Annotated in this window: 1 protein-coding gene; it reads right to left on the reverse strand. The window is 59.5% G+C overall.

What is annotated here, in order from left to right:
* A partial coding sequence (locus tag A3730_RS23490) for an efflux RND transporter permease subunit (RefSeq protein ID WP_197477600.1) occupies positions 1–1,146 on the reverse strand: 1,146 nt, incomplete at both ends.

Genomic DNA, 1,146 nt, shown 5'->3' on the forward strand with positions numbered 1-1,146 from the left:
GGCGCGCATTGCCACGGCCTTGCGCACCAGACGCTGGTAACCATTACGCAGCGCGCTCATGGCGCGATGTTCTTTCTCTTCCACCGCATCCCGGAACAACAGGGCGACACAGGCAGGAACAAATGTCACCGACAGCAACATCGCGCTTGCCAGTGCAATCACAACGGTCATGGCCATGGGGTGGAACATCTTCCCTTCAACACCGGTCAGCGAGAAGATGGGCAGGTACACCGCCGTAATGATGAACACGCCAAATAAGGCAGGACGGATCACTTCCCGTGTCGCGGTAAAGACAATATCTAGCCGCTCACGCTGTCCCAGTGTCTGGCCCGGCACCTTCGCCTGGCTGAGACGCCGCAAACAGTTCTCCACGATGATAATGGCGCCATCCACCAGCAGACCAAAGTCCAGCGCACCGAGGCTCATCAGGTTAGCACTGACCCGGGTTTGCACCATGCCAGTGATGGTCATCAGCATGGCGATGGGAATTACTGCCGCCGTCAACAGGGCCGCTCTGGCATTGCCCAGCAACAGGAACAGGATCACGATCACCAGCAGCGCCCCTTCCAGCAGATTCTTCTGAACCGTCTGCAGGGTCTTGTCGACCAGCCCGGTGCGGTCATACACCGCTGTTGCAGTAATCCCTTCCGGCAGGCCCGCCTTGATTTCCTCCAGCTTCTCGCCCACCGCGCTGGCGACGGTACGGCTGTTCTCACCCACCAGCATGAACACGGTGCTCATCACCACTTCACGACCATTCTGGGTAGCCGCCCCGGTGCGCAACTCCAGCCCTTCTTCCACGCTGGCCACATCTTTCAGCCGCAAGCGTGCGCCGCCTTCGGTGTTCAGCGGGGTATTTGCCAGTGCCTCCACTGAAGTCACCTGACCAGGCACACGCATCAACCATTGCGCACCGTTCTGCTCAACGAAGCCGACACCCCGATTCTGGTTATTGGCCTCGACCGCAGCAACCACCTGTTGCTGGGTAACTCCCGCCGCCAACAAACGGGTCGAGTCAATGGCGATCAGAATCTCGCGCTGGTAGCCGCCAATAGGATTGACCTCCACCACGCCGGGCACGCGCAACAGCTGCGGCCGAATGATCCAGTCATGTACGGAACGCAGGTCTATGGGGGTAATTGGTTT

This window comes from Alcanivorax sp. HI0044 (assembly GCF_001634945.1).